The organism is Devosia subaequoris (assembly GCF_014197055.1).
Classification (GTDB): domain Bacteria; phylum Pseudomonadota; class Alphaproteobacteria; order Rhizobiales; family Devosiaceae; genus Devosia; species Devosia subaequoris.
Genome location: NZ_JACIEW010000006.1, coordinates 27640 through 39354, shown reverse-complemented (window position 1 = coordinate 39354; position 11715 = coordinate 27640). Strand labels below are relative to the sequence as shown.

Below are 11715 nucleotides of genomic sequence, written 5' to 3'. Positions count from 1 at the left end.
GAAATTGAGTTTCAAAAACCTACAGAAAGGACATTCCATGCCGATCAAACGCTATGGTGCAGACAAATCCGGCGCCGGCGGGCAGAACCTGCCCTTCGCTCGTGCCGTCGAGGCTGACGGCTGGCTTTATGTCTCGGGCCAGGTGGCTATGAAGGATGGCGAGATTGTCGGCACCGGCATCATCGAACAGACCCATCTAACCATCAAAAACGTCATCGCCATTCTCGAAGAGGCCGGTTACGGGCTCCAACATGTGGTGCGTTGCGGTGTCTGGCTCGATGATCCGCGCGACTTCTGGAGCTTCAACGCGGTCTACAAGTCCTATTTCGGCGAACATCCCCCCGCCCGCGCCTGCGTGCAGTCCACCATGATGGTCGACTGCAAGGTCGAGATCGACTGCGTCGCCTATAAGGGGCCGTAAAAGCACTTGCTTGATGGGATGGCCCTCACGCCTCCCCTGATGAGGGGGAAGAGTGGGCTTTACCGTAGGGCGCGATTGCGCCGCGCGGGTGGAGAAGTCCCTCCCCCTATCAGGGGGAGGTTAGGTGGGGGCATCCCCATGGTAGGAAGCACGAAATGACCCAGTCCCCTTTCCGTCTCGACGGCAAGACCGTTCTCATCTCCGGCGCCGGTGGCGGCATCGGCCGCACGCTGGTCGAGACCTTCCACGCGGCCGGTGCCAATGTCGTCGGTGCCGACCGCGAAGCTTCGATGCTCGCAGGTCTGCCGCTCGCGCGCAGCATCCTCTTCGATCAGGCCGATGCCACATCGACCCGGGCCGCAGTTGAGGCCGATATCGCCGCCCATGGCGTGGTGGACGCGGTTATCGCTAATGCTGGTTTCACCCGCGCCGAACATCTCGGTCATCTCGACGACGATGTCTGGGCCAGCGAAATGGCCATCAATCTCAATGGCGCCTATGCCCTGGTCGATCCGATCACCAATGCCATGGCCGCGCGCGGCGCGGGCAATGTGGTGTTCGTCTCCTCAGTCAATGCCATCCAGCATTTCGGCAACCCGGCCTATTCGGCGGCCAAGGCGGGGTTGATCGCCTTTGCCAAGGCGATTGCCGTTGAACGCGGTGGCGAGGGCGTGCGCGCCAATGTCGTGGCGCCCGGTTCCGTTCGCACACCCGCCTGGGATCACCGGCTGGAGGCCGATCCAGGGCTACTCGATAAGGTGCTGCCGCATTATCCGCTGGGCCGAATGGTGTCTCCACAGGAGGTCGCCAATGCCGCCCTGTTCCTGGCATCCGAGGCCGCTTCGGGAATTACCGGCGTGACCATCCCCGTCGATGCTGGCCTCACCGCCGGCAATCTGCGCTTCGTCAACGAAATCCTGAGGGCGCAATGACCCACTATTCTGAAATCGACACCCCCGCTGTGCTCATCGATCTTGACCGGGCCGAGTCCAACTTGAAAAAGGCGCAGGACGCAGCCAACAAGGCCGGCATCGCCCTCCGCCCCCATATCAAAACCCACAAGCTGCCCTTTTTCGCCAAAAAGCAGGTCGAATTGGGCGCAGTCGGCGTCACCGTACAGAAACTGGGCGAGGCCGAAGTCATGGCCGATGCCGGTCTCACCGATCTGTTGTTGACCTTCAACATCATCGGGGCGAGCAAGCTCAAGCGCCTCAAGGCATTGCACGACCGCGTCACCATTCGCGTCGTCGCAGACAGCCCCGATTGCGTCACCGGGCTGGCGCAGGCTTTCACCAATGCCGAACACCGCCTCGGCGTCTTTGTCGAATGCGACACCGGCATGGGCCGCTGTGGCGTGCAATCACCCGCCGCTGCATTGGATCTGGCGCGCCAGATCATCGCCGCACCGGGCCTCGGATTTGCCGGCCTGATGACCTATCCGGCGGCCGGAAAATACCGCGAAGCGGCGCAATGGCTCGCCGATGCACGCGATGTCTTTTCCTCCGCAGGCGTCGATCTCCCGGCCATTACCACCGGAGGCACCCCCGATATCTGGCACATGGATGAAGCTGCCAATGTCGCGACCGAATACCGCCCCGGCACCTATATCTATATGGACCGCTCGCAGGTCGCGGCCGGCGCTGCCAGCCTAGACGACTGTGCCCTGACCGTTCTGGCAACAGTCGTCTCCCGCCCCACCGAAACCCGCGCCATCATCGACGCTGGCTCCAAGGCGCTGACCAGCGACTTGCTCGGCCTTGTCGGGCACGGCCATGTCCTGGAATTCCCCGACGCCAAAATCGTCGGGCTCAGTGAGGAACACGGCACGCTCGACATTTCGGCCTGCGCCAGCAAGCCCGATATCGGCGACCTTGTCCGCATCGTCCCCAATCACTGCTGCCCGGTGACCAATCTGTTCGACCAGGTTCACCTGATCCGCGACGACGAACTGCTCCAGGCCATGGACGTCGCGGCCCGGGGCAAAGTGAACTGATCAGCAAGCCAGCGCTCGAACATGGCCCTGTGCAGCATAGCGCAGTATATGCGCGTCCCTCGTCACGATGGTCAGGTCTAGGGCGCGCGCGGTCGCAATGATGATGCGATCGGCCGGGTCTTTGTGAATGGCGCCGGGCAAAAATGAGGCATCAGCCAAAATGTCCGGTGAAAGGTTTGCCAGCCTGAGAGAGCCAACCCTCATGACCCGGTCAAACCAGACCTTCGGGGGGATCGGGGAGTTCATTCGCCCTTTGGCGATTAGCAGGCCCCGTTCCCACGCCGATATTGGCGACACGCTGACCGGTTGATTGGCCTTAAACGCGGCATTCATGGCAACCACCGCGTCTGGCGCCAGGTCTTCATCCTCGGCAATCCAGATGAGGGCGCACGTATCAAGCAGCAACGGGGTCAATGGGATTTTGCACCCTTGGCCGGAAAGTTCGCGTCCTCATATTCATCGTCATAGACCTTGCCCCAGTCCGGGTCCGCTGGCTCGGTCAGGTCCACGCCGGGCATGACAATGCTCGTACCTTTCATGCAGCCGAAGAGCGGATGCTTTGTCTCTGAGGTATTATCGCTGTCGGAAAGAGTGGCCTGCGTCATTTCATCGAACCCCGCCCTCTCCGAGGGCTCAAATTGAACAGTGTGCCGCGCCAGATCGACGTGCCGCGTTTCGTATCCAGCCGATTGCCAGGCAGCCGACTGCACATGCGTGCCGCCGCTATTGCTCCACCATGCCGGGTATAAATAAGCCGACCTTGGCAGCGAAAAACCCAATATCTCCTCTATCTCCGCAAAGGACAGTGGAGCGTTTCCCTGTCGCTGCGCGAGATGCTTCCTCAGTGGTTCGTATTTGGACATTGTAACCTCAATACAGTCACAATAGTACACGGTACTATTAATGTAAAGCGCTTCTGGTCGGCGCCTCTACGCTCTGCCGCTTGCGCACCTGCCGAGGCCATGAGACTCTGGCGGCAAAAAGAGGAGATACCCATTGGCCGACCCGACCCACCGCATTGCCGTTTCCACCTGGTCGCTGCACCGTCTGCTGGGCACCACTTTTCCGCATGATCTGACCACGGACGCGGTGGGGGAAATGCAGGAAACCTACGGGGAAGGCGAGGAATCGCTGCTCGGCCTGCCTTCGGTCCTGGCCAATCACGGCTATCATCGGCTCGAGATCGTCTCGTTCCACCTGCGCAGTCGTGATCCAGTCTATCTGGGCGAATTGCGCGACCAGCTCAACGTCTCGGGTGTGACCCTGCAGACCCTGTTGATCGATGCGGGCGACATGACACATCCTGAACATGGCGCCCGTGACACACGCTGGATTGCTGGCTGGGTCGATGTCGCCAACATGCTGGGCGCGGAAAACGCCCGTATCATCGCCGGCAAGCAACAGCCAACCGCAGAAACCATGGCCCGCTCGGTTGCCGGATTCCAGGAACTGTTGGCTGCCAATGCCGGTTCGCCCCTGCGCCTGTTCACCGAGAACTGGTTCGACCTGCTCTCGACCCCCGAAGCGGTGCACGAACTGCTCGATCGCCTGGAGGGGCAGGTTGGCCTCTTGGCCGATTTCGGCAATTGGACTGGGCCCGATAAATATGAAGGCCTCAAATCCATCTTCCCACGTGCCCAGTTGTGCCACGCCAAGGCCGGGTTCAATGATGGCCAGATGGATGAAGCCGACTACGGGCTCTGCGTCCAGGCGGCAGAAGAAGCCGGCTATGCCGGTCCCTACACTCTGATCTTCGACGCCGACCACCCCGGCGAATGGGCCGGACTGGCCGAGGAGCGGGATTTCATTCTCTCTCGCCTCGAATAAGTTCGGCGCAGGCATGAAATATGTCGCCAGTGAAGCCAGTTGTTAAGGTCCGAGCGCCGAATATGACAACATGGTGACACCAAGTGCGAAACCCCAGGACGTGTTTGCCGCCGATGCCCTGCATTCGGCGCAGACATTCATGCGTCTGCTCGACGCCGCGCCATTGGGCATGCTGGTCTCAACCCTTGACGGCATGGTGGTCTATGCCAATCCCGCCTTCAGCGATTTGTTGGGGCATCGGCCCGAGCCGGGTCATGTGTTTCAGTTTGCCGATTTGGTTTCGGATGAAACAAATACCACCACGCGCCTCCACTTTGAGCGCTTGCTGCGCGGCGAAGTGTCGGTCAGTCGTGGTGAACACCAATTGCGTCACGCCGATGGCTACCCCGTCTGGGCCATGGTCGGGGCCACCATATTGCCGGCTGACGGCGATACGCCGCCGCTCATTCTGGTACAGATGAACTCCATTGAATTGCAGAAGCGCGCCGAGGAAGCCCTGGCCGCCTCCGAAAGCCGTTGGAACTTCGCGCTGGAAAGCGCCCGCCAGGGGGTCTGGGACCACGATATCCGCACCGACACCATGTTTTACTCGCGCATGTGGCGCCTGATGCGCGGCATTCCCGCCGATGAGGCAGTGGACGGCGATCAGGCAAAATGGCTCGAACGCGTTCATCCCGATGACCGTCCCCGGCTCATGGCCAATGTGCATCGTCAGGACCGGGGCGATAGCGACTACGACTCTTTGGAATATCGCGAGCGGACACGCGACGGCGACTATATCTGGATCCTCAGCCGTGGCCGTCCGGTAGAATGGGATGCCCAGGGCACCCCCATTCGCACCATCGGCACCGATACCGATATTACGCACCTCAAGCTAATGGAACAGGAACTGGCCGCCGAAAAGGAGCGGCTGCGGATCACGCTGGAGGCGGTGGCCGACGGCATGATCTCCACCGATCTGGACGGCCGCATCATCTTCATGAATCCGGCTGCCGAAATTCTGACCGGCAGCAACGCCGCCACTACGGTTGGCCAAACGGCCAGCGACGTCTTCCGTCTGCGCAGCGAACGCGGTGAAGAAAAACTGCCCTGTCCGGTGCGCACCTGCCTTGCGCAATCAACCCAAATCCGCATTGATGACGACAGCGTGCTCTGCGCGCTTGACGGGCCTCGGCGCGACATCCGCGCCACCGCCTCCCCGGTTTTTGATGCCGCCGGAACGCTCACCGGCGCCGTATTGGTGTTTCAGGATGTCACCCAAAGCCGGGCCCTGCAGCGTCAACTGGCTCATTCGGCGTCTCACGATGACCTCACCGGCCTGCCCAATCGGGCCAGCTTCGAGCGAGCCCTGTCGGCCGCCATCGTCAGCGCCCGCCATGGCCCGCGCGAGCATAGCCTGGTTTATCTCGATCTGGATCGCTTCAAGCCGGTCAATGATACGGCCGGCCACGCCGCCGGTGATGCCCTGCTCAAGCAGGTGGCGCAAACCATCCGAGGTGTTTGCCGTAGTCACGATCTGGCCGCCCGCATCGGTGGCGACGAATTTGCCATCGTTCTTGAGGACTGTTCCATCGCCCACGGCCGAGAAGTGGCCGACAAGATCGTGCGCGCCATCGGCGCATTGGCCTTTTCCTGGGCCGGCAGGGATTATTCCATCGGCGCCAGCGCCGGGGTGACCATTATTGGTGCTCAGCCCGCTTCGCCATTGGGCTTCATGGGAGAGGCCGATGCAGCCTGCTACGCCGCCAAGGCCCAGGGCAGGGGCTGCGTCGTGGCTTACCCGGAGATGGCGGCCAGCTAGCCGTAATAGACCGAAATCAACTGCCCGCCGATTTCGTGCACCTTGATGTCCATCTCGTAGATTTCGGACAGCACATCCGGCCGGATCATCTCGGGGGCCGGGCCCTGCGCGGCCACCTTCCCGCCCTTCATGGCCACGATATAGTCCGAGTACCAGGAAGCGAAATTGATGTCGTGCAGCACCAGCACCACGGTCTTGCCCAATTCGGACGCGGCCTGCCGCATCAGCTTCATCATGCCCATGGCATGCTTCATGTCGAGATTGTTGAGCGGTTCGTCGAGCAGCACATAATCGGTGTCCTGCGCCAGCACCATGGCCACAAAGGCCCGCTGCCGCTGGCCACCCGAAAGCTCGTCGAGAAAGCGGTCGGACAGCGCGCCGAGATCGAGATAGTCAATCGCCTTGTCGATGTGGCTCCTGTCCTCGACGGTCAGCCGCCCTTTCGAATGCGGGTAACGGCCAAATCCGATCAGGTCGCGCACCGTGATGCGGGCCGAGATATGATTGTCCTGCCTGAGGATCGAAAGCCGCCGCGCCAGCACGTCGCTGGGCGTGCTGGTGACATCGAGCCCATCCACCGTCACGGACCCCGCGCTCATGTCGAGCAGCCGGCTGACCATGGAGAGCAAGGTGGACTTGCCCGCCCCGTTGGGCCCGATGATCGAGGTGACGCCGCACGCCGGAATGTCGAGCGTGACATTGTCGACCACCAGCGTGTCGCCATAGGCGCGGGAGACCGCCTGGGTACGGATCATTTGCGGTTTCCTTTCAACAGCATGGCGATGAAAACGACGCCGCCCACGAGCTCGATGATGATGGCCAGCGCCGAGTCAAAGCCGAATACCCGCTCCAGGATCACCTGGCCGCCAATCAGGGCGATGATGGCCAGCAGCACTGCAGCGGGCAGGATCAGGGCATGTTTGTGACTGCGGATGAGCATATAGGCAAGGTTGGAAACCAGCAGCCCGAAAAAGGTCACCGGTCCGACCAGCGCCGTGGAGACTGACACCAGGATGGCGATGATGATCAGGACCTGGGAGACCACGCTGCGATAGGCAACGCCAAGATTGATCGCATTGTCCCGGCCCAGATTGAGCACGTCGAGTGCCGGGAGCAACCGCCACACCCAGACCCCGGTGCCCAGGATGGCAAGCGTTGACACCATAAGCAGGCTTTTGTCGATGGTGTTGAAGCCAGCGAACATGACGTCCTGCAACACGGCGTAGTCATTGGGATTAATCAGGCGCTGCATCAGCCCGGCAAGGGAGCGGAACAACACGCCAAATACGATGCCGACCAGCACCAGCAGATACAGGTCCCGGGCAGCACGATTGAACAGCCAGCGAAACAGCAGGGTGGACAACCCGACCATGAGCACGGTCTCGAGGGCAAATTGCAGTTGGGCGTTGAACGTGGCGTAGGAGAGGCCGCCCAAAAAGAAAATCTGCACCGTTCGGACCAGCCGGAACAGGGCATCATAGCCCATGATGCCCGGGGTCAGGATGCGGTTGGCTGTTATGGTCTGGAACAGCACGGTCGCCACGGCAATGGCGCCGCCCACCATGGCAATGCCCCAGACTTTCGTCCCCCGGAACGGCAGGACGAAGCCCCAGCTGCCCTTGGCGCCGATCACCATGAACGCGGTAATCGATACTGCGGCCAGCGCGGCCAGAATAATCAGCACCTGCCGTGGCGACAGGCCTGGAGAAGTGGATCGTTCAGGCATCGGCAGGGCGCCTCCGCAACAGCAGATAAAGGAACAGCGCCGAACCGATGACCCCAAAAACCGTGCCGATGGGAATCTCGTAGGGGAAGCGGATCACGCGGCCGATGATGTCGCAAATCAGCAGGAAGCCGGCGCCAAGCAGCACGATCCAGGGAATGGCCCGCCGCGCATTGTCCCCCACGGCCATGGCGACCAGATTGGGCACGATCAACCCAAGAAATGGAATGGTGCCGACCGAAACCACCACGGTCGCGGTGACCATCGCAACGATGGAAAGCCCGAGCGTGAGGACGCGACGGTAGTTCAGGCCCAGATTGGTGGTGAAATCCTGCCCCAGGCCGGCCACCGTGAACCGGTCGGCCGCATACCATGCGATGCCTACCAGCAGCGCGCCGACCCAAAGCAACTCATAGCGGCCGCGCAACACGGCGGAGAAATCCCCAAGTTGCCAGGTGCCCAATGTCTGCAACAGGTCGAGGCGATAGGCAAAGAAGTCCGTGACCGAGGCGATCACGCCGCCCAGCATGATGCCGACAAGGGGCACCATCAGCGTCGAGCGCAGGGGAATCCGGCGCAAGATCTGCATGAACAGGGCGGTTCCGAGTAGCGCCGTGACCGTAGCGGCGAGCATTTTGGCGAGCAGCGGACTGGCAGGCCAAAGGATGGTGATGAGCAAAATGCCAAAGATGGCGCTTTCCACCGTCCCGGCAGTTCCCGGTTCCACGAAGCGGTTGCGCGCCAGCATCTGCATGAGCAACCCGGCGACGGCCAGGGCGGAGCCGGAGAGGATCAGCGCCAGTGTGCGCGGAATGCGGCTGATCAGCAGCACCTGCATCGGCCGGTCTTCCGGCGACGACGAAAACAGGCTCATCGGTGTGACGTCGCTGACACCGATGAACAGGCTGACAATAGCCAGCAAAAGAACGGCGAGAACGCCAATGATAAGCTTGGGCATGGGGCCGGTGCCTGCAGACGCGAAAGCCCCCGCCCGTCAGGGCAGGGGCAAGACATTGAGTTCGCGAGATTAGTCGCTGAGCGCTTCGGTGACTTGGTCGGCCATGATGCCGAACGAGATCAGGCCGCCATTGACGATGTAGGCGCGGACCGGATCGATATAGACCACATCGCCATTTCGCCAGGCAGTGGTCTCGCCAACCAGTTCATTGTCAAGAATGGCAGCGGCGGCGCCCTGGCCTGTGGCGGCATCGCGATCGATGACGAACAGCAGGTCTGGATTGGTTTCGAGGATAAACTCGAAGGAAATGGAATCGCCGTGTGTGGCGGCTTCGACGTCTTCAATGACCGGGGTGACGCCGAGGGTTTCATGAATATACCCGAACCGCGATCCGGGGCCGTAGGCAGTCACTTCGGCACCGCTGGTGAGGACCACCAGACCCTTGCCGGCATCTGCCGCTGCAGCCCGGCTCGCCTCGACCTTGGCTTCGGTCTCGGCGATCAGCGCCGCAACCTCGGCTTCCTTGTCGAAGATCTCGCCAATGATTTCGGCATTGGCCTTGATCGAACCGTAAAAGTTCGTCCACTCGTTGGACAGATCGACCGTGGGTGCCAGATTGGCAAGTTCCGGATAAGCCGTGGAGGAGCGGCCTGCGACGATGATCAGGTCCGGCTCGAGAGCGGCCAGCGCCTCGTAGTCAGGCTCGAAAAGCGAGCCGACCTTGGCATAATCATCGCTGGCATATTTTTCCAGATGCGCCGGCAGGTTCGAACCAGGCAGGCCGGCCACGTCAACGCCGATGGCCTCGAGAGTTTCGATCGCAGCAAAGTCGAAGCTGACAACTTTCTGCGGTACGCCGGGCAGGGTGGTTTCGCCCTGGGCGTGAGTCACGGTGAACTCCTGCGCCAGTGCGGGGGTGGCGAGGGCAACGAGACCGGCGAGAAGCGCGGTGGCGGTACGGCTGAAGGTCATCTCGGTACTTCCGATTTGAAATGGTTAACGCTCTGCGCAAACTTGACTGCGCTGGTCCACTTCAATATCGGCGAGTTTGGGGAGTGTCAAAGCAAAGCTGATATTTTTTATCAGGAAATTTTTGGTCACACGGAGGGGAGATAGGTTTCAGCGGCCAGCGAAACGAAACTCTTCATGGCAGCCGACAGCGGGCTCGATTTACGCCGCGCCACCAGCAATTTACGCATCGCCCAGGGCTCCGATAGTGGCGCGCAGACCAGATCGGTGCCCGCCAGCAGATGCAGGCTTGTCGAGCGCAGAAAGCCGATCCCGAAGCCGGCCTCCACCATCCGCACCAGCGCCGGGAAGCTCTCGACACGCAGCGCTTCATTCAACGGATGGCCCAGCTTTTTCGCCGCTTCGCTCAGCAGCCTGTCGAGCGAACCGGCATGATGAATACCGACGATGGAATGGGGAACCACCGTGTCGAAACTGACCGATTTGCGCGGCTCCATGCTGGCCGCCAATTCATGTTCGGGCGGCACCAGCACCCAGACCCGTTCATCCTCGAAAGGCCGGATTTCGAAGCGCGAGAAATCGTAATTGTCCGAGACGATGGCGATATCGGCCTGTCCTTCATCGAGAGACAACAGCGCCTTGGCCGCGCCCATCTCGGAAATGGCAATCTCGATGCCGGGATATTTGCCCGCGAATTTGGCCAGAAGCTCCGGCAGTCGCCCGGTCAGCGCCGAACTGGTGCAGGCCAGTCTCAGGCTCCCCCGCTGCCCCGAACTGAAATCATCCATGATGGCGTCGAGATCGGCGATGGATCGCAGGACGGTGCGGCATCCCCCGGCATAGGCCTCGCCCGCCTTGGTGAGCTTGACGCCATGGGCCGAGCGGTCGAACAGGACCACGCCCAATCGTCCTTCGAGATCCGAAACCCGGCGGCTGACCGCCGAGGACGCGATGCCTTCTCGTTCTGCCGCGCGGCCAATCGAGCCGGTTTCGGCCAAAAGCAGGATAAGGCGTGCAGTTACACTATCGAATGGTGCCATGTCGTCTCCCGCACGCAACATAGCGATTAGGGGCTCGCGAGCAACAAAATGCCGCGTGCCAGATAGAATATGCCCAGCATAGTGACGATCCAGCGGGTCCATTGGCGGAACCCGTCATCGGACAGACGCTGCAAAATGCGGTAACCCAGATTGGTTCCGGCGATGGCAAAAGGTGCCGCTATTGCCACCAATATCCAGTCGCCGGTGGCCATGGCCACGGTTGTTGCGCTGTAGAACACCACTTTTGCACCATGGGAAATCACTTGCATGCAGGATTTTGTGGCAATCACCTTGCGCCGGTCCATCTGCGTGCGGATGAAGAAGATGTCGATGCTGGGCCCGGCCACGCCCACCGCCAGGTTCAACCCGCCACTGATGAAGCCACAGAAGAACCCGTGCAAAGGCCGACTGGCGTCAAGTTGCAGCCAGCTTCTGGGCAGCCACACCAGGATCGGCATCAGTCCCACAGCGATGCACACGGTTGCCAGGTCCGGCTGATAACGCACCAGGAACAGCAAGGCAGCAGCCACAACGATACCGGCCACCATTGTGGACATGATGCGCCAGTCGATGAAGTGGCGCGAGAACCAGGCCCGAGATCCATTGGCCACGATCTGAATGGCGCCTTGCAGGGCAATCGCTGTGGCCACCGGCAGGATCGTCAGCAACCCTGCCAGCAGCAACATGCCACCAGCCATGCCAAAAATGCCGGAGAGTGTAGAGGTCAGAAAAACCACGCCGACCACTAGGGCCGAGATCAGGGGTGTCATGTGCATGCATCCTTTGCGCGGCTCATGCACCCGGCAACCGGTTATGCGCCAGTCCGGACTGGGCAAGGGGGCATGCCGACGCTATTTTGGCTGCATCGTTGCATTTTTTGCGCAAATTGCACCTTGAATGGAAGACGCAATGCGCTTTTTATAGGCACGCGAGTTTTGATTTGCCCGATTGCCGGTCGACGGTTCCTCCGCCTCTCCCTTTCG

At 61.1% G+C, this 11715-nt stretch carries 13 protein-coding genes; 5 read left to right on the top strand and 8 right to left on the bottom strand.

Annotated elements, in window-relative coordinates; genetic code table 11:
* Nucleotides 1–37: 37 nt before the first annotated feature.
* From GGR20_RS12605 to GGR20_RS12595, 3 genes are all read left to right on the top strand, one after another.
* On the top strand, nucleotides 38–421 hold the full coding sequence (locus GGR20_RS12605) for a RidA family protein (RefSeq protein ID WP_183311720.1): 384 nt from the start codon (nucleotides 38–40) through the stop codon (nucleotides 419–421).
* 155 nt (nucleotides 422–576) lie between these two features.
* A complete protein-coding gene (locus tag GGR20_RS12600; RefSeq protein ID WP_183311719.1) occupies nucleotides 577–1353 on the top strand; it encodes an SDR family oxidoreductase in 777 nt (258 codons plus the stop codon).
* Nucleotides 1350–2414 carry a D-TA family PLP-dependent enzyme gene (locus GGR20_RS12595; protein WP_183311718.1) on the top strand — a complete coding sequence of 355 codons (1065 nt, stop codon included), beginning with the start codon at nucleotides 1350–1352 and terminating at the stop codon, nucleotides 2412–2414. Before GGR20_RS12600 ends, GGR20_RS12595 begins: the two co-directional genes overlap by 4 nt.
* On the opposite strand, the gene GGR20_RS12590 is transcribed toward GGR20_RS12595, so the two are convergent.
* Nucleotides 2415–2828 carry a type II toxin-antitoxin system VapC family toxin gene (locus GGR20_RS12590; protein WP_183311717.1) on the bottom strand — a complete coding sequence of 138 codons (414 nt, stop codon included), beginning with the start codon at nucleotides 2826–2828 and terminating at the stop codon, nucleotides 2415–2417. It abuts the gene before it with no gap.
* The gene (locus GGR20_RS12585; RefSeq protein ID WP_183311716.1) at nucleotides 2825–3277 is read right to left on the bottom strand and encodes a DUF7662 domain-containing protein; all 453 of its coding nucleotides are present in this window, start codon (nucleotides 3275–3277) and stop codon (nucleotides 2825–2827) included. The genes GGR20_RS12590 and GGR20_RS12585 overlap by 4 nt, the downstream gene beginning before the upstream one ends.
* A gap of 133 nt (nucleotides 3278–3410) precedes the next feature.
* On the opposite strand from GGR20_RS12585, the gene GGR20_RS12580 reads away from it, so the two are divergent.
* Complete coding sequence (locus tag GGR20_RS12580; protein ID WP_183311715.1) at nucleotides 3411–4241, top strand: sugar phosphate isomerase/epimerase family protein; 831 nt, start codon at nucleotides 3411–3413, stop codon at nucleotides 4239–4241.
* A gap of 70 nt (nucleotides 4242–4311) precedes the next feature.
* Entirely contained in the window at nucleotides 4312–6042 is a 1731-nt protein-coding gene (locus GGR20_RS12575; RefSeq protein ID WP_183311714.1) for a diguanylate cyclase domain-containing protein, read from the top strand.
* On the opposite strand, the gene GGR20_RS12570 is transcribed toward GGR20_RS12575, so the two are convergent.
* The 6 genes from GGR20_RS12570 to GGR20_RS12545 all read right to left on the bottom strand — a co-directional run bounded on the left by GGR20_RS12570 (nucleotide 6039) and on the right by GGR20_RS12545 (nucleotide 11502).
* Nucleotides 6039–6797 (bottom strand): iron ABC transporter ATP-binding protein, encoded by a 759-nt coding sequence (locus tag GGR20_RS12570; protein ID WP_183311713.1) that lies wholly within the window; start codon nucleotides 6795–6797, stop codon nucleotides 6039–6041. The genes GGR20_RS12575 and GGR20_RS12570 overlap by 4 nt on opposite strands.
* Nucleotides 6794–7768, bottom strand: coding sequence for an iron chelate uptake ABC transporter family permease subunit (locus GGR20_RS12565; protein WP_183311712.1), 975 nt, complete (start codon nucleotides 7766–7768; stop codon nucleotides 6794–6796). Before GGR20_RS12565 ends, GGR20_RS12570 begins: the two co-directional genes overlap by 4 nt.
* Nucleotides 7761–8723, bottom strand: coding sequence for an ABC transporter permease (locus GGR20_RS12560; RefSeq protein WP_183311711.1), 963 nt, complete (start codon nucleotides 8721–8723; stop codon nucleotides 7761–7763). Before GGR20_RS12560 ends, GGR20_RS12565 begins: the two co-directional genes overlap by 8 nt.
* Before the next feature lie 69 nt (nucleotides 8724–8792).
* Nucleotides 8793–9695 carry a siderophore ABC transporter substrate-binding protein gene (locus GGR20_RS12555; RefSeq protein WP_183311710.1) on the bottom strand — a complete coding sequence of 301 codons (903 nt, stop codon included), beginning with the start codon at nucleotides 9693–9695 and terminating at the stop codon, nucleotides 8793–8795.
* A 125-nt stretch (nucleotides 9696–9820) separates the two neighbouring features.
* Nucleotides 9821–10732, bottom strand: a complete 912-nt coding sequence (locus tag GGR20_RS12550) for a LysR family transcriptional regulator (RefSeq protein WP_183311709.1) — start codon at nucleotides 10730–10732, stop codon at nucleotides 9821–9823.
* Between the two features lie 26 nt (nucleotides 10733–10758).
* Nucleotides 10759–11502, bottom strand: a complete 744-nt coding sequence (locus tag GGR20_RS12545; RefSeq protein ID WP_183311708.1) for a sulfite exporter TauE/SafE family protein — start codon at nucleotides 11500–11502, stop codon at nucleotides 10759–10761.
* Nucleotides 11503–11715 lie beyond the last annotated feature (213 nt).

Bases quoted from the DNA above. Each gene is read 5' to 3' on its own strand.
- GGR20_RS12605 (WP_183311720.1), top strand. From the start codon at position 38: ATGCCGATCAAACGCTATGGTGCAGACAAATCCGGCGCCGGCGGGCAG.
- GGR20_RS12600 (WP_183311719.1), top strand. From the start codon at position 577: ATGACCCAGTCCCCTTTCCGTCTCGACGGCAAGACCGTTCTCATCTCC.
- GGR20_RS12595 (WP_183311718.1), top strand. From the start codon at position 1,350: ATGACCCACTATTCTGAAATCGACACCCCCGCTGTGCTCATCGATCTT.
- GGR20_RS12585 (WP_183311716.1), bottom strand. From the start codon at position 3,277: ATGTCCAAATACGAACCACTGAGGAAGCATCTCGCGCAGCGACAGGGA.
- GGR20_RS12575 (WP_183311714.1), top strand. From the start codon at position 4,312: ATGGTGACACCAAGTGCGAAACCCCAGGACGTGTTTGCCGCCGATGCC.
- GGR20_RS12570 (WP_183311713.1), bottom strand. From the start codon at position 6,797: ATGATCCGTACCCAGGCGGTCTCCCGCGCCTATGGCGACACGCTGGTG.
- GGR20_RS12565 (WP_183311712.1), bottom strand. From the start codon at position 7,768: ATGCCTGAACGATCCACTTCTCCAGGCCTGTCGCCACGGCAGGTGCTG.
- GGR20_RS12560 (WP_183311711.1), bottom strand. From the start codon at position 8,723: ATGCCCAAGCTTATCATTGGCGTTCTCGCCGTTCTTTTGCTGGCTATT.
- GGR20_RS12555 (WP_183311710.1), bottom strand. From the start codon at position 9,695: ATGACCTTCAGCCGTACCGCCACCGCGCTTCTCGCCGGTCTCGTTGCC.
- GGR20_RS12550 (WP_183311709.1), bottom strand. From the start codon at position 10,732: ATGGCACCATTCGATAGTGTAACTGCACGCCTTATCCTGCTTTTGGCC.
- GGR20_RS12545 (WP_183311708.1), bottom strand. From the start codon at position 11,502: ATGACACCCCTGATCTCGGCCCTAGTGGTCGGCGTGGTTTTTCTGACC.